General features: G+C 61.4%; 13 protein-coding genes. 6 read left to right on the top strand and 7 right to left on the bottom strand.

The window, feature by feature from the left end; all coding sequences use genetic code 11:
- Nucleotides 1-127 precede the first annotated feature (127 nt).
- From CDO35_RS07340 to CDO35_RS07330, 3 genes are all read left to right on the top strand, one after another.
- The gene (locus CDO35_RS07340; protein WP_208019943.1) at nt 128-637 is read left to right on the top strand and encodes a putative pterin-binding protein; all 510 of its coding nucleotides are present in this window, start codon (nt 128-130) and stop codon (nt 635-637) included.
- Between the two features lie 2 nt (nt 638-639).
- On the top strand, nt 640-3681 hold the full coding sequence (locus CDO35_RS07335) for a response regulator (RefSeq protein WP_099523324.1): 3042 nt from the start codon (nt 640-642) through the stop codon (nt 3679-3681).
- Between the two features lie 144 nt (nt 3682-3825).
- Nucleotides 3826-5262 carry a response regulator gene (locus tag CDO35_RS07330; protein WP_158233723.1) on the top strand — a complete coding sequence of 479 codons (1437 nt, stop codon included), beginning with the start codon at nt 3826-3828 and terminating at the stop codon, nt 5260-5262.
- A gap of 36 nt (nt 5263-5298) precedes the next feature.
- On the opposite strand, the gene CDO35_RS07325 is transcribed toward CDO35_RS07330, so the two are convergent.
- The 4 genes from CDO35_RS07325 to CDO35_RS07310 all read right to left on the bottom strand — a co-directional run bounded on the left by CDO35_RS07325 (nt 5299) and on the right by CDO35_RS07310 (nt 8009).
- Nucleotides 5299-5793 (bottom strand): SprT family zinc-dependent metalloprotease, encoded by a 495-nt coding sequence (locus CDO35_RS07325; protein ID WP_099523320.1) that lies wholly within the window; start codon nt 5791-5793, stop codon nt 5299-5301.
- 61 nt (nt 5794-5854) lie between these two features.
- On the bottom strand, nt 5855-6517 hold the full coding sequence (locus CDO35_RS07320) for a Yip1 family protein (protein ID WP_099523318.1): 663 nt from the start codon (nt 6515-6517) through the stop codon (nt 5855-5857).
- 132 nt (nt 6518-6649) lie between these two features.
- Nucleotides 6650-7249, bottom strand: a complete 600-nt coding sequence (locus tag CDO35_RS07315) for a Yip1 family protein (protein ID WP_099523316.1) — start codon at nt 7247-7249, stop codon at nt 6650-6652.
- Nucleotides 7250-7415: 166 nt separating this feature from the next.
- Complete coding sequence (locus CDO35_RS07310) at nt 7416-8009, bottom strand: DNA-J related domain-containing protein (RefSeq protein WP_099523314.1); 594 nt, start codon at nt 8007-8009, stop codon at nt 7416-7418.
- Between the two features lie 101 nt (nt 8010-8110).
- Between CDO35_RS07310 and ttcA the strand changes: the two genes are divergently transcribed.
- The 3 genes from ttcA (at nt 8111) to CDO35_RS07295 (ending at nt 11346) form a co-directional block, all read left to right on the top strand.
- On the top strand, nt 8111-8935 hold the full coding sequence (ttcA, locus tag CDO35_RS07305; RefSeq protein ID WP_099523313.1) for a tRNA 2-thiocytidine(32) synthetase TtcA: 825 nt from the start codon (nt 8111-8113) through the stop codon (nt 8933-8935).
- 515 nt (nt 8936-9450) lie between these two features.
- On the top strand, nt 9451-10515 hold the full coding sequence (locus CDO35_RS07300) for a 3-deoxy-7-phosphoheptulonate synthase (RefSeq protein ID WP_099523310.1): 1065 nt from the start codon (nt 9451-9453) through the stop codon (nt 10513-10515).
- Between the two features lie 159 nt (nt 10516-10674).
- Entirely contained in the window at nt 10675-11346 is a 672-nt protein-coding gene (locus CDO35_RS07295; RefSeq protein ID WP_099523308.1) for a DNA-3-methyladenine glycosylase I, read from the top strand.
- Here the strand turns inward: CDO35_RS07295 and CDO35_RS07290 are convergent.
- The 3 genes from CDO35_RS07290 to CDO35_RS07280 all read right to left on the bottom strand — a co-directional run bounded on the left by CDO35_RS07290 (nt 11336) and on the right by CDO35_RS07280 (nt 15757).
- Nucleotides 11336-11587 carry a YheU family protein gene (locus tag CDO35_RS07290; protein ID WP_037000031.1) on the bottom strand — a complete coding sequence of 84 codons (252 nt, stop codon included), beginning with the start codon at nt 11585-11587 and terminating at the stop codon, nt 11336-11338. The genes CDO35_RS07295 and CDO35_RS07290 overlap by 11 nt on opposite strands.
- A 63-nt stretch (nt 11588-11650) precedes the next feature.
- On the bottom strand, nt 11651-14401 hold the full coding sequence (locus CDO35_RS07285; protein ID WP_099523306.1) for a hybrid sensor histidine kinase/response regulator: 2751 nt from the start codon (nt 14399-14401) through the stop codon (nt 11651-11653).
- Between the two features lie 156 nt (nt 14402-14557).
- Nucleotides 14558-15757, bottom strand: a complete 1200-nt coding sequence (locus CDO35_RS07280; protein ID WP_099523304.1) for an osmoprotectant NAGGN system M42 family peptidase — start codon at nt 15755-15757, stop codon at nt 14558-14560.
- Between the last annotated feature and the right edge of the window lie 55 nt (nt 15758-15812).

The following is a 15812-nucleotide window of genomic DNA, read 5'->3' as shown; positions in this document are numbered from 1 at the left end:
GCTCGAGCTGATCAAGAATTTGTTCTACGCCATTCACCGACCCGTTTACGCGTGGGGTGGACGGCCATGGAAGAGATTGACGGTCTTTCGTGCGTACTCCGAATAATGGATATGAGAGGAGCCGCCCGTGTCTATCAACAGCCATCGCCTGCAAGTGCTGGTCTTCGTCGCCTCGCTGCTGTTCTCCGGCCTCAGTCATGCGCTCGACAAGCCCAGCGGCCCAGTGATCCTGCGTATCACCGGCGCGGTTAGTCAACCCAACAACCTGCAGCAGGCGCATTTCGATATGTCCATGCTGCATGCGTTCGAGCAGCACAGCTTCACCACGCAAACGCCCTGGTACAACGATCCGGTTACCTTCAGCGGGCCGTTGCTGCGTGACGTACTGGCTGCTGCCGGGGCCAAGGGCGAAAGCATGTCTGCTGTCGCACTGAATGACTACCGCACCGAGATCCCCTTTCAGGACGCCATCAAATACGACTTGATCGTCGCCACGACGATGAATGGGCAAGCCATGTCGGTGCGTGAGAAGGGCCCGCTGTTCCTGGTTTATCCCTTCGACAGCAAGGCCGAGTTGCAGGCTGCGACGTACTACAACCGCTCAGCCTGGCAATTACGTTCGCTGCAGATCAAGTAAGCATGCGCAGGTTTCGTCTGCTGTGGGTGCTGGTCGCTGGCTTGGTAGTTCTGTACCTGGCGATCGGCGCCATTCTCGTGCACCAGTACCGCAGCCTGAGCGAGGTGATGCGCAGCGGCGATGACAACGCGCTCTGGGCCTTCGCCCAGTTGGGCACGGAATATCAACGCCTCGACCACGCACTGCACACCTATATCCTCGATCCTGTGGTGCCGCGTCGTAATCATTCATCGGACAAACAGGGCAGTATCGGCATCGATGAATTGCGCTTGCGCTATGACATTTTCGTCAGCCGTATCACCACCATCAAGACGGACTCGGCCATGCGCCTCATGGGCCAGGAGCCGGTCTATCAACACACGCTGCAGGCCATCGAGGCGTTCATTGACGAGAGCGATCAAGCGCTGGACGCATTCGCCCGACAGAGCAAACCGCTGAATGCGGTGCAACTGCGCGAACAGCTGCAGGCGCTGCAGGACGATATCCAGGAGCTGGTCTACAGCTCGGCGCAATTGGCCGCCCAAGCGGTGGATGAGCGTAACGGCGAGTTTCGCCATCAGGTGGTGGTGACTACCGCGCTGACTTTATTCCAAGGTGTGCTGACGTTCTTCTTTGGCTTGGCCATGTTGCGCCAGTCGCGTCAGCGTGTGCGCGCTCAGCGCGAGTTGCTTGCTGCACAGGGCCGGCTGGTAGATGCCCTGCAGGAGAACGAGGAAGTGCTGGAAGGGCGCGTGCAGCAGCGCACACAGGAACTGGCCGAGGCCAACCAGGCCCTGCTCGAGCATGAGGAAGAGCTACAGGTCGCACGGGCCAAGGCCGAGAGTGCTTCCCAGCTCAAGTCCGACTTCCTGGCCAATATGAGCCATGAGATACGCACCCCGATGAATGCGGTGATCGGCATGAGTCACCTGTTGCTCGGCACCGCTCTGAACGCCAAGCAGCGCGATTACGTCGAGAAGGTTCAACGCTCCGGTCAGCACCTGCTGAGCTTGATCAATGACATTCTCGATCTGAGCAAGATCGAAGCCGGCAAGCTGGATGTGGAATCCGTGCCTTTCGAGTTGCAGGCCGTGCTAGAGAACATGGCCAGCCTGATCGGCGAGAAATGCGCGAGCAAGGACCTGGAGCTGATTTTCGATATCGACCCTGCCTTGCCGACCAGCCTGGTCGGCGACCCGCTGCGTCTGGGACAGATCCTGATCAATTACGCCAATAATGCGGTGAAGTTCACCGAGCGCGGCGGGATCGTGATTCGTGCCCAACTGCTGGAGCAGGACGAGCAGAGCATCCAAGTGCGGTTTGCCGTCGAGGACTCCGGTATCGGCCTGTCGCCGGAGCAGCAGGCAAGGTTGTTCCAATCATTCCAGCAGGCCGACAGTTCCACCACGCGAAAATATGGCGGTACCGGCCTGGGGCTTGCTATCTCGCGCAGGCTGGCCGGGCTGATGCAGGGTGAAGTGGGTGTCGAAAGCGTACTGGGGCAGGGCAGTACCTTCTGGTTCACCGCCTGTTTGGGCGTCGCGACCGAGAAACCGATGCCGGCGCTGCTGCCCAGCCCGGATCTGCGCAACCGTCGGGTGCTGGTGGTCGATGACAATCCGCAGGCGTTGCATATCCACTCAAGTTTGCTGCGCTCGATGAGTTTCAGGGTAGTAGAGGCCGAAAACGGGGAGCAGGCGCTGGAGCTGGCTGCGCGGGCGTGTGCCGATGGTGAGCCGTTCGAGGCCGCCTTCGTCGATTGGCGTATGCCAGGTATCGACGGCCTGGAAACCTGTCGACGGCTGGCCTTGCTCGAGCCAGCGCCGCAGCCGGTGATCGTCACCGCCTATGGCCGCGAGGAAGTGTTCCACGAGGCCGAGCAGGCGGGTATCCCGTTATTGCTGGTCAAGCCGGTCAGCCCTTCATTGCTGTTCGATGCGGCGATTCGGGCGTTGGGTGGCAGCACGGCTACCGAGATGCCGCTACGTTCGGTGAGCAAGGTCAGCGTGAATGACCTGGGAGCCTTGCGCGATGTATCGGTGCTGCTGGTCGACGACAATGAACTGAACCAGCAAGTCGGTCGCGATCTGCTGGAGGCCGCTAGAATGCGTGTCACCGTTGCCGAGAACGGCCAGGTGGCGCTGGATAGGCTCGCGGCTGGCGACTATCAGCTTGTGTTGATGGATGTACAGATGCCTGTCATGGATGGTCTCACTGCCACCCGGCAGATTCGTAGCAATCCACGTTGGCGTGATCTGCCGGTGTTAGCGATGACCGCCAACGCCATGATCAGTGATCGCGAGCAGTGCCTGGCCGCCGGGATGAATGCGCACCTGGCCAAGCCCATCGACCCGGACGAGCTGTTCGCGCTGTTGTTGCGATGGTTGCCTGCAACTGAAACTTCCGTGGCAGTACAGGCGGCCCTGCCCCCGGTGCAACTGCCTGAAGCGGCTTTCCCTGATATCGCTGGCGTGGATGTGCAGGCCGGCCTGCGTCGTGTGCTCAACAAGCGTCCGGCTTATGAGGCGCTGTTGCGTAAATTCGTGCAGGGCCAAGCTGGTGCCGTAGAAACGACGCGTATCGCACTTGCCGAAGGACTGATTGAAGACGCTGTGCGCGCGCTTCACACCCTCAAGGGCACCGCGGCAACCATCGGTGCCGAAGCGTTGGCCAACCAGGCAGGACGGCTGGAGGATGCACTGAAGCTGGGGCAGCCTGACGCCAGTTTCGACGCCCAGCTCGGTGCGCTGGCTGAGCACTGTGCCGAGTTGATCGACTGTGTGCTGCGGGTACTACCCGCGCAAGCGCTGACAGAGGCTGCCCAGGGTGATATCGACTGGCCACGGATACGTCTGCTGGTTACCCGGCTGGAGCTTCTGCTCAGTGATGATGATTCCGATGCCATCGAGCTGTTCGAACAGGAGGCAGCGTCTTTCAAGGCCGCCCTGGGCGCTGACTTCGTGGCGCTGGAGCGGGCGATCAACAGCTACATTCTGGACGATGCCCTGGCCGCTCTGCGTATCGCCATACAGGGCAATCCGGCGCTGAACGAAGGCGCGGCCTGATGAACGATCCGACAGAGATAGATACACCCGCAGGCCAGGTCATGACCGCTATTGATGCCAAGCGTGACAATCAGATGCTTAAACCCAATCAACGGCCGTGCATTACATCGCTGCGGCCGCCAGCATGAATGGAGGTGCCTCAACATGTCAGTTCAAGACTCTACCTTGCTGGTCGTCGACAGTGATCCGGCGCTGACTCGGGCGCTGGTCGAGGAGCTGCAGCGCCAGGGCTTCTCTCAGGTCTTGCAGGCCAACGACGTGAATGCAGCGGTCCAGCTGTTGCAGCACAAGCCCATATCGCTGGTGCTCAGCGAGCAGAACCTCAACGGCTCCACTGGCCTGACCCTGTTCGAACGCATGCGCAGTGATGAGCGGCTCGCTGAAATCCCTTTTGTGCTGATGTCCAGCGCCATGCAACGGCAGGATGTGCAGCGCGCCATTCAACTGGGAATCCGTGATCTGCTGGTCAAGCCTTTTACCACTCAGCGCCTTCTGGAACGCATTCAACGCTCCTTGCAGAGTGATGATTTGCCGGCTCGTTCGAGCACCCAGGCCGAGGGCGAGGAGCGGGCGAGCATCCTGGTGGTGGATGACACGCCGGAGAATCTGCAGCTGCTTGCCGGGCTGTTTCGTGATCAGTTCAAGGTCAAGCTGGCGCACAACGGAGAGAAAGCCATCTCCATCTGTCATTCCGACAATCCACCGGATCTCATTCTGCTGGACGTCATGATGCCGGACATGGACGGTTTCGAGGTGGCCCGCCGGCTGCGTCAGCATCACGCCTCCGAACATATTCCGATCATTTTCGTCACTGCCCTTAACGATGAGCGCTCCCGTGAGCACGGTCTGTCGCATGGGGCGGTGGATTATGTGTTCAAGCCCATCGATCCGGCCTTGTTACGCATACGCGTGCGCAACCTGATGCGGCATGTCGAGCATCGTCGGCAGTTGCAGGCCGATCTGGATCAGTTGCTGGAGTTGGCTGCCTTGCGCGCGGACATGCTGCACCTGGTCAAACATGAACTGCAACAACCGCTCAATGAAAGCGGCGAGGTGCTGCGGGCGCTGGCGCGCTCGGGCCTGACTCCCGTTCAGGTACAAGAGGTGCAGCGCGCCGCGCAGAGCATGCAGCAGATGAAGGAGTTGCTCGACATCGCCAGCGAGCAGCTGTCATTGGGTGCTGGGCAGCGTGAGTTGCAGCCGGAGAGCATCCGCCTCAACCCACTGCTGCGCGAGCTTATCGCTGAGCTGCGCCAGCGTTATGGCGATCAGGGTGTGGACATTCAACTGGAAACCGCGCTCGGCAGCAGCGCCACCGTGCTCGCTGATAGTGGCCTGTGTCATGCATTGTTCTATCGGGTGCTCAGGCATGCCCACCAGGCCTGCCCGATGGGCAGCCAGCTCAGTCTGGTGATGATCGACGAGAGCCCGGTTCAAGTGAAGTTGGTGTTGCCTTCGCGCCCGCAAAGCAGCAAGCCACTGGCTGCGGCAAGAGCCATGGCGCATGCCCTGGGTGGCGATATACAGCATGGTGACGAGGGCGGCAGTTACAGCATCCGAGTGAACCTGCCGCGTGCTTGAGAGGTGTAATCGTACAGTCAGGTCAGTTGCGCAGAGTCACTCCTGGCGCTGCTCACCGCTAAAGGTCAGCGTCACCTTGCAGCGCCGGCAGTAGTAGCGGCGGCCTTTGGCGACCAGAGCGTGACGCTGGGCGGAGAAGGGAAATTCACCGTCCGCGCAGCTACAACGATAGATGAAGCGACAGACCTTGCGCCGTTCAACTTCATAGCTGTGGCAGCGATGTGGCGGCAGTTCGTAGACGCCGCGCATGATCAATTGCCACTCCTCACCATGCGGCTGGATGCGCGGGCCGAATAGCTGGTGGGCGACCATGTGAGCGACTTCGTGAGGCACGGTCTGACGCAGGAAATCCTCATGGTTGGCGCGGTACAGCTGCAGGTTGAAGCGCAGCTTGTTTTCCGTGAGGTGAGCGACTCCTGCCTTCTGCCCACGCAGCTTGAAGCTGATTTCGGGGCGGGCAAAGCGTTGCTTGAAGAAGGTTTCGGCCTGCTGATAGCAGGCTTCGACGCGGGCATGAATCTGTTCGGGCATGGACAGGCGCTGGTGCAGGCTGAGCGTGAATTATGCCGCAAGCCAGCAGACAGCGCAGGTATCACTCGTCTCCTGGCGCCTGCATGCGCTCCTGCTGCGTGCCGCGGCTCTGGTCTTCATCGACTGTTCGCTGGTAGTCCGGCTCGAGGGTGTAAGACCAGAACAGAATCATGCTGACCAGAATGGTGACGATCACCAGCAGCCCCACGCCAATCATCGAGGAGGCGTAAAGGAAACCCTGCTGATTGTCGATGCGCATGAAGCGTGGCAGCCCGACATAAATCAGGTAGGCGGCATGGGCGCAGGCTAGTAGCAGGACGCTTATTGCCAGCCAGCGCGTGGGGTAGAGCGCGGCGATCCCGGCGATAAAGAAGGGCGTACAGGCGTAGGCGATGAAACCGATGCACTGGTTGAACGTGGGCCTGGCCTCGAAGGTACGCGATATGTAGCGCAGGAAGTAGCCCATGATGAACACACCGACCAGCGCCGCCAGATACAGCAACACGCTCAACTGCAATGCGCTTGCGAACTCCAGGCGGATACGTTCGTCGTCTACCAGGCTCCAGCCGACCCAATGGGTGCCGATGAACAGGCAAACTGCTGGTAGCAGGCTGAAAAGCAATAGGTAGGGCAGGTAGCTGGCGCTGTTGCATTCCTCGTCCTGGCGAATGGCCGTCCAGGCGCGGTCCGGGCGGGTGAGAAGGGTGTAGAGGTTCGCATACATGGTGTGACCATCCGCTTGGCTGCCTTTAAATGTCCGGCAGCCGTTGCAGCGTAGGGTTCAACCCAAATTTTCTGGGGCATGGCAACGAAAAGGCCGCCCGAGGGCGGCCTGTGGGTTTGTCACTATCGGCTGTCAGCTTGTGTAGACCGGGCCGACGCCCATGCCCCAGAGAATGACCGAACTGGCGATCATCGCTACCAGCACAACCAGGCCGACCGCCAGTACGGAGCTGGAGAACATGAAGCCTTCATCTTCAGGAATGTTCATGAACGTCGGTATGCCGACATAGAGCAGATAAACCGTGTAGCAGATCGCGACCGTGCCCACGACCATGCCCAGCCACAGATGCGGATAGAGCGCTGCGAGACCTCCGATGAACAGTGGGGTGGCGGTGTAAGCCGCGAATACGATGCACTGGGTCAGGCTGGGATTGGCGTCGTAGGTACGTGCCATCCAGTGGATGAATGCGCCCATCACGGCTACCCCGGCGAGCATCGCCAGGTAGGACATGATGGTCATCACCATCGCACTGCCTTCGGTAAGCATTACTGGTGCTCGGTCACCAATCGCCCAGCCAACCTGGGTAGTGCCGATGTAGGCTGAAATAGCGGGAATTGCTGCAAGAATCAGCACATGGGTCAGGTACATGTGGCTGATGGATTCTTCCTCGCCACGGATTTCTTGCCATTCTTGATCGGGATGGGTGAAGAGCCCCCAAACGTGGTGGATCATGCCAGACACCTCCTTTTCTTATGACGGTCGCCCCCCAGCGAACGCCCGGGGCGCGTGTACAGCGCCACCGGGTGTCAGGCCAAATCTATGCGACCTTATGTCGCAGTATAGGCAGGGCCTGGAGCAGGCGTGGTGTCTGGCTTTAGAGCAAATCGCTCTCTAGAAGTCAGTGGTAATAGCGCTCAAGAATTTCCATGGCCAGGTTTATCGACTGCAGCCGCTCTGTGCTGCCGCCTCGGTCCGGATGATGCTCGCTGACCATTTGTCGGTAGCGCAGTTTGATTCGTGGCAGGTCGAGGGTCCGTTCATTGGTCAGTTCGAACAACTCGAGTGCGGCCTGCTTCTCTTCGCCGCCTTGCATGCGCGTCCAGAAGCTGGTCAGCAAGCGCTCGACGTCGCGTTCGTCGGTGCTCTGCAGGTTGCTCATGTCCAGATAGTAGTCACGCAGGGCGTCGCGTTCACTGAGCGCCGCACTGTCTGACTGATAGGGCAGCAGACGTATACACAGCGGGCTGATCTGCAGCAGGTGACTCTTTTTCTGCCATAGCTGCTCGCGCAGGCGATAAAGCGCGTTGAACAGCAGGAAATGAGTGCGAAACAGCACCAGCTTGTCGGCCAGGGGCAGATTGGGGACATGACCGCTGTGGCGATCTTTCAATTGCTGGATCAGGGTGTATTCGGCAATGCCTTCCGGTGCTGCCTGTAGCAGTTGCAGTACCTGCTCGGCGAGGTCCAGATCGGGGTCGAGGTCGTCGTTCATCGGCCCAGCCTAGCATTTAGTTGTCGGTGGGGTGGGGGCGCGGCGCCATTGTGCGTAAAATGTCGCGCTTTCGTTCCCACTCCCTCGGATTTCGACGCACCATGGGCACCCTCTCGGTCAACCAGAACAAACTGCAGAAGCGCATTCGCCGCCTGGCCGGCGAGGCCATCACCGATTTCAACATGATCGAGGATGGCGACAAGGTGATGGTCTGCCTGTCCGGCGGCAAGGATAGCTACACCATGCTCGACGTGCTGCTGTATCTGCAGAAGGTGGCGCCGATCAAGTTCGAGATCGTCGCGGTCAACATGGATCAGAAGCAGCCCGGCTTCCCCGAGCACGTGTTGCCGGCCTATCTGGAATCCGTTGGCGTGCCGTACCACATCATCGAGAAGGACACCTACTCGGTGGTCAAGGAGAAGATTCCCGAGGGCAAGACCACCTGCTCGCTGTGCTCGCGTCTGCGTCGCGGCACGCTGTACACCTACGCCGATGAGATCGGCGCGACCAAGATGGCGCTGGGGCACCACCGCGACGACATTCTGGAAACCTTCTTCCTCAACATGTTCTACGGCGGCACGCTCAAGGCCATGCCACCCAAGCTGCTGTCCGACGATGGCCGCAACGTGGTGATCCGCCCGCTGGCCTACTGCGCCGAGGCCGATATCGAGGCCTACAGCCAGCTCAAGGAATTCCCAATCATCCCGTGCAACCTCTGCGGCTCGCAGGAGAACCTGCAACGTCAGGTGGTCAAGGAGATGCTGCAGGAGTGGGAGCGCAAGAGCCCGGGCCGCGTCGAGATCATGTTCCGCGCCCTGCAGAATGTGCACCCCTCGCAGCTGGCCGATCGCAACCTGTTCGACTTCAAGAGCCTGAAGATCGACGACAGCGCCACGCCGCGCTTCCTTGATGTGATGAGCCTGTAAGCCATCGCGGCTGAAGCCCCTCCCACATGTGACTCGAATCCGTGAGAGGGGCTTTAGCCGCGACGCTTGCCAGGCCGCAAAGGCCTGGAGTATGGTTCGGCCATCGCTTTGGAGAATTCCATGTCAGCCAGCCTCAACCTCCTGTCCATGCTGCAAGCCGGTGCCTCGCGCGCCGCGTTGGCGCGTGCGCAGTCGCTTGTGGCTGCGGCGTATTACTTCTTTGGGTATTGGTTTAGCCACAGGCGCGCCTGATACCCCACAGGCGGCCTGAGACACCAGGGTCGCCACCAGAGACGTTTTCCAGAAAACCCCCGGTCGGCAACCCGACCGGGGGTTTTGTTTTTTCCGGCCGAAAAACGGCCACAGATCGAGGACTCACAGATGAACCGTTATTACCGCAACTACCGCTACGACTGGCGATTTAGCAGCGTCACCACCGCCCTGACACCTTTGCCACGAACACTCAGTTAGCGCCGCCGCGGCATCGACCGCGCCGGCCAAGGAACCGCCAGATCATGAATGCTTCCGTCTCTGCTCAACTCGCTTCGCCCGTTACCAGCATCGCCCGCCGCAGCGCCCAGCCGCTGCCCAGCCCCGCCGTCTTGCGCCAGCGCTTGCCGCTATCCGCCGCCCTTGCCGAACGTATCGCCGCTGACCGCGACGCCATCCGCGCCGTGCTCGATCGCCGCGACCCACGCCTGCTGGTGGTGGTTGGCCCCTGTTCTCTGCACGACCGCAGCAGCGCCCTCGAATACGCCGAGCGCCTGGCTGAACTGGCGCCGCAGGTCGACGATCAGTTGCTGCTGGTGATGCGCGCCTACGTGGAAAAACCGCGCACCACCGTCGGTTGGAAAGGGCTGCTGTACGATCCGAACCTGGATGGCAGTGGCGACATGGCTGAAGGGCTGCGCCAGTCGCGACAATTGATGCTGGATATCCTCGAGCGCGGCCTACCGCTGGCCACCGAATTGCTGCAACCGATGGCGGCTGGTTACTTCGACGATCTGCTCGGCTGGGCGGCCATCGGTGCGCGCACCAGTGAGTCGCAGGTGCACCGTGAGATGGTCAGCGGCTTGGATCTGCCGGTGGGCTTCAAGAACGGCACCGACGGCAGTGTAGGCATCGCCTGCGACGCCATGCGCTCGGCGGCGCATCCGCACCAGCACTTTGGCATCGACGACCTCGGCCATCCGGCCCTGCTGCACACTGCGGGCAACCCGGACACCCATCTGGTGTTGCGCGGCGGCCACGGCGCGCCGAACCACGATGCCGCCAGCGTGGCGGCCGCGCGTGAGGCGTTGCAGCGTCAGGGTATCGCACCGCGCATCATGGTCGACTGCAGCCATGCCAATAGCGGCAAGGACCCTTTGCGTCAGCCTGCGGTGCTGGAAAGCGTGATCGAGCAGCGCCTGGCTGGCGATGACAGCCTGCGCGGGGTGATGCTGGAGAGCCACCTGTTCGACGGTTGTCAGGCGATGTCCGGTGAGCTGCGTTACGGCGTATCGATCACCGATGGCTGCCTGGGCTGGAGCGGCACCAAAGCAGTATTGCGCCACGCGGCTGATCGTTTGCGTGGGTGAGGGGCGTTGTGCTGTAGGAGCCACGCCTCGCGGCGAATATGCTCAGGCCAGAGGCGCATAGACAAAGCGCTTCGCCCCGGGGCGGGGCTCCTACAGGGCTTGTACTCGGGGGCTTACTGCGTGCAGGCTTCGTCATCCGTTTCATGAAGGATTTGATTCATGCGTGATTACAAGTGGCTGCACGAGTTTTGCCTCAATCGCTTCGGCTCGGCGAAGGCACTGGAGGCCATGCTGCCGCAGCCGCGTAGCGATGCCGAACTGCGGGCGCTGAGTGATGACCGTTATCTGTCGCTGATCAGCCTGCGCATCTTCCGCGCCGGTCTCAAGCACAGTCTGGTGGACGCCAAATGGCCGGCCTTCGAGCAGGTTTTCTTTGGCTTCGATCCGGAGAAGGTGGTGCTGATGGGCGCCGAACGCCTGGAGAACCTGATGCAGGATGCGCGGTTGATTCGCCACCTGGGCAAGCTGAAAAGCGTGCCGCGCAACGCCCAGTTCATCCTCGATGTGCGTCGTGAAAAAGGCAGCTTTGGCACCCTGATCGCCGATTGGCCGGTGACCGACATCGTCGGCCTGTGGAAATACCTGGCCAAGCATGGCAGTCAGCTTGGCGGCCTGTCGGCGCCGCGTTTTCTGCGCATGGTGGGCAAGGACACCTTCATTCCCACCGATGACATGGTCGCCGCGCTGAAAGCGCAGGACGTGATCGACAAGGCGCCGACCAGCCTGAAAGACCTGGCCGCGGTGCAGGCGGCGTTCAACCAGTGGCAGGCCGAAAGCGGTCGACCGCTGTGTCAGCTATCGGTGATGCTGGCGCATACGGTCAATCACTGAGCGATTGCTGCAAGGCTTCCAGCCATTCCTTGGGCACGTCACGCTTCATCGCCAACTGGCATTGCTGGCTATCAGGATCGAAGACGATCACCGCTTCGCCCTTGTCCAGGGCGCGACGCACGCGTTGCACGCGGGTTTCCAGCGGGGTTTCATCGCCATTGTCGGTCCCGTCACGGGTGACGAAATCTTCGATCAGGGCGGTGAGGGTGTCGGCTTGCAGCAGGTCAGCGGGGATCAGCACAGCGAGTGACTCCAGTTATTGGAGTCCATGATAGAGCCACAGGGCTCCATGCTGCGAGCTTCCTCAGTGCATCGTGCCGGGCCGCTTGAGGTGATGCTCCAGCGTGCTGTAGAGCAGGGCGCTATCCAGCGGTTTGCCGAGGAAATCATCCATGCCAGCGTCCAGACCGTGCTGACGGTGTTCCTCGAGGATATGCGCGGTCAGTGCGATGATGGGGACGGCAGCGAGTTGCCGGTCGCGTTCGAGCCGGCGGATTTGCCGTGTGGCTTCGAAGCCGTCCATCACCGGCATCTCGCAATCCATCAGGATCAAGTGCACGGCTGCCGGGTCGCGAGCGTATTCGTCCACCGCCGCCTGGCCGTCGACTACCAGGCGCACGCTGTAGCCACGTTTCTTCAAAAAGCCCTGAACCACCAGCTGGTTCACCGGGTTGTCCTCCGCCACCAGAATGCAGGGGGCTTCGCTGTTGTCGCTGCGTATTTCTCTGACCAACTGATGTACCTGTGCTCTGGGTTCTTCATACAGCCCGTTCAAGGCCTGGCGCAGCGCGTTGATTGCCACGGGTTGGGCCAGGTGTTGCAGGCGCAGACCATGGCTCGCCGGCAGATGTTGGCAGGCCTCGGGCGGGCAGACCAGCAGCACGCGCTGTTGCGCCTGCAGCTTGGGCCTGAGTGAGTCGAGCCAGTGGTTGACGCCACCTGGCCAGGGCGCCATCAATACCAGCAGCGGCGGCGCAGCGAAATCCTCCAGATAATCCTGCAGCCGCTCTGGCGTCTGGCAGCGCTCGGTGCGCATGCCCCAGCGCCCGAGCAGACGGCTCATGGCGTCCAGGCCCAGGCCGTCGAGCGAGGCGAGCAGGGCGGTGCGGCCGGCCAGCAGGCGGTTGAGCTCGTCGGTTGTTTCCTGTTCGGCCAGTAGCGGCATGTCGAACGCGAAGCGGGTGCCCTGGCCCAGGGTGCTCTGCACTTCGATTCTACCGCCCATCATCTCCACCAGCTCTTTGCTGATGGCCAAGCCCAGACCACTGCCGCCATAGCGGCGAGTAGTGCTGGAGTCGCCCTGAGCGAAAGATTCGAACAATTGCGCCAGTGCCTGCTCACTGATACCGATGCCACTGTCGCTGACGGCGAACACCAGATGCGGCCGGCCATGGCTGTCGCTGCGGCGGCTGACGCTGACGGCCACATGGCCTTCGGCAGTGAACTTGAGAGCGTTGCTGAGCAGGTTCATCAACACCTGTTTAAGCCGCGTCGGATCACCCTGAATGCGCCGGGGTACGCCGTTTTCCAAGCTGACATAGAGGCGCAGGCGTTTGTCCAGCGCCTGGCCGGTGAACAGGCTGAGCGTCTCGGAAATCATGTCTTCCAGGTCGAACTCGATCTGCTCCAGGCTGAGCTTGCCGGACTCGATGCGGGCGTAGTCGAGGATGTCGTTGATCACCGCCATCAACGAGCTGCCGGAGCTGGAAATGGTGTCGACGTAGAAGCGCTGGCTGCGATCCAGCGGTGTTTCGCGCAGCAGTTGCAACATGCCCAGCACGCCGTTGAGCGGTGTGCGAATTTCGTGGCTCATCTTGGCCAGGAAGCGACTCTTGGCCTGGTTCTCGAATGCCGCCTGCTCGGCCGCCCGACGCGACTGGAAGCCTTCTTCCTTGAGCAGGTTGATGCGGTCGGCCAGGCCGATGGACAGGGTGATCAGCTCGATGGTCACTCCGATTTTAACCGCCGTGGCGCCGAATACACCGAAGACCTCAAGGCCCAGAGAGCCGGTGGTGGCCTGGATGAAGGCGAACAGCAGGATGGCCCAGGCCAGGGTGTAATAGGAGCCATAACGCACGCCACGACGCCATACGTAGATGCCGGTCAGCAGCAGGATCAGTGACACCAGCGAGACGGTGACGCTGGCCAGGATGTTCCAGGCGGCGAAGCCGATCAGTGGTATCGATAGCAGGCAGCCGACGCAGACCAACATCAGCAGGCGCAGGCCGGTATCCAGGCGCGGGAAATACTGGCGTGCATGCAGGAAATGGCGGCTGAACTGGATGGCCGTGAGGCAGTGCGCGTACATCAGGATGTAGATGCTGACCGACTGAAAGGCCACGTGCTCGGGCAGCAGCTTGAACAGCATGCCGTCGAAGCACGCCGCGAGCAGGCCGACGTTGAGGTTGTAGGCCAGGTACCAGAGGTAGGCCGATTCACGCAGCGACAGGTAGAGGAACAGGTTGTAGCAGAACATGGCGAACAGCACGCCGTAGAACGCGCCGTTGAAGCCCATCAGGTTTTCCTGCGCGGCTGCGCTGGCACCGTAGGTGGCGAAGAATAGCGGCACGAACACCGTGCTGGTGGTCTCCACGCGGATCAGCAGAGTGCTGACACCGGGCTCCAGCTGCATGGGAAACCAGAAATTGCGGACCTGCACCGGCCGCTGGGAGAAGGCGAAAGTGTCGCCGCTTTCCTGTTCCAGGCGGTTGCCCTCCGGATCGATCAGGTGCACCTGCAGATGATCGAGCAACGGATAGTTGACTTCGAGATAGCCGCCCAGCTCATGGTTCAGGGCGTTGACCAGGCGAACCTTGAACCACCACACCGATGCGTTCTTGCCGAGGTTGGCATGTTCACCGCCCAGGGCCTTGAAGGCGTCATCATCCAGCGCCTGCACCTGCTCGATGCTCAGGGTGCCGTTTATGTCTTCGTAATAACCGGTGTAAGGGCCCAGGGATAGGCGCAGGTCGTCGCTGTCGAGCGACGCAGGCGTAAGCGCCCAACTGGGGCAGGCGAGCCAGAGCAACAGCAAGGCCAGAAAGACGCGAGGCATCCGTGAACCTCAGAAGGCCAGGAAATGGCCGGGGTGTCATGTTCAACGTCGCTTGGCGACGGCCCTAAGGTTGGCCACTGACTGCAGGCCAGAAAAAGGGGAGCTGATGCTCCCCTGTCGTTCTGTGTGTCACTTTGCCTTTATGCGCTCAAGCCTTCAAGCGTCCCGATCATGTTGGCCAACCAGGCTGTCCACCGGCGGCACTCGGGTATCGCTTTCCATCTGCGCGTCATGCTCCAGCTGGTGGCTGAAGCGCTCGAGCGAGCCCTGTGCCGGTTGCGCATCACTGGCGAACACCGGCGGGCTCATCATGTAGGCGGTGAGCAGGCGGCTGAGGGCCTTGAGGCTGTCGATATGGGTGCGTTCATAGCCGTGAGTCGCGTCGCAGCCGAAGGCCAACAGCGCCGTGCGGATGTCATGGCCGGCGGTGACTGCCGATTGCGCGTCACTGTGGTAGTAGCGGAACAGGTCGCGGCGTACCGGTACGTCCTGTTCGGTTGCCAGGCGCAGCAACTGACGTGACAGGTGATAGTCGTAGGGGCCGCCGGAGTCCTGCATGGCCACGCTGACGGCGTGCTCGCTTGACTGCTGGCCCGGCGCGACCGGAGCGATGTCGATGCCGACGAACTCGCTGACATCCCAGGGCAGGGCGGCGGCGGCGCCGGAGCCGACCTCTTCGGTGATGGTGAACAGCGGGTGGCAGTCGATCATCGGTTGCAGGCCCTGATCTCGAATCGCCTTGAGTGATGCCAGCAGTGCTGCGGCGCCAGCCTTGTCGTCGAGGTGGCGGGCGCTGATATGGCCGCTCTCGGAAAACTCCGGCAGCGGATCGAAGGCGACGAAATCACCGACGCAAACACCCAACGAATCGCAATCAGCGCGGGTGGCACAGTAGGCGTCCAGGCGCAGTTCGACGTGATCCCAGCTTACTGGCATGGTGTCGACGGCGGTGTTGAAGGCGTGTCCCGAGGCCATCAGCGGCAGTACGCTGCCGCGGATCACTCCGTTGTCGGTGAACAGGCTGACACGGCTGCCTTCGGCGAAGCGGCTCGACCAGCAGCCTACCGGCGCCAGGCCGAGGCGACCGTTGTCCTTGATCTCGCGGACGATGGCGCCAATGGTGTCCAGATGCACGGATACGGCGCGGTCGAAACGCTCGTACTCGCTCTGGCGCCCGCGTAACGTGGCGCGAATGGTGCCGCGGCGGGTCAGCTCGAAGGGAATTTCCAGCTCTTCGAGACGTTCGGCGACGTAGCGCACGATGGTGTCGGTGAAACCGGTGGGGCTAGGGATGGCAAGCATCTCCAGCAGCACCTTCTGCATGTAGTCGAGATCGGGTTCGGGTAGTTGTTGCATGCAAGCTCCTCGGCATTCGGGTTTCCCCTCTCCCTGTGCGGGAGAGGGCCGGGGG

The organism is Pseudomonas sediminis (assembly GCF_002741105.1).
Classification (GTDB): domain Bacteria; phylum Pseudomonadota; class Gammaproteobacteria; order Pseudomonadales; family Pseudomonadaceae; genus Aquipseudomonas; species Aquipseudomonas sediminis.
The sequence above is the reverse complement of the archived record's forward strand: the minus strand, read 5'-3'. Positions and strand labels throughout refer to the sequence as shown.